1 protein-coding gene is annotated in these 215 nt (G+C 52.6%); it reads right to left on the reverse strand.

What is annotated here, in order from left to right:
- The coding region (locus tag ACYQ2M_RS25595) for a thiamine pyrophosphate-dependent enzyme (RefSeq protein WP_459919212.1) at positions 1-215 on the reverse strand (215 nt) is incomplete at both ends.

The raw sequence follows: 215 nt of genomic DNA on the forward strand, positions 1-215 counted from the left end.
CACTGGGAAAGAATCTCCACCACGGAAAAGCCTTTATGTTCAATGGCTTTTTTCAGTATATCCACGGTTTCAAGGACATGATAAGCCGTTGATCGGGCCACAAAGGACGCCCCGGCCGCCGTGGCCAGCTTAACCACATCAAATGCACTGTCAATGGTGGAATAGGGAGCCGTGGTGGCTTTCTTATCGGGGCCTGACAGGGGAGAGAACTGTCC

The sequence above is a fragment of the Desulfocicer niacini genome (assembly GCF_054657595.1).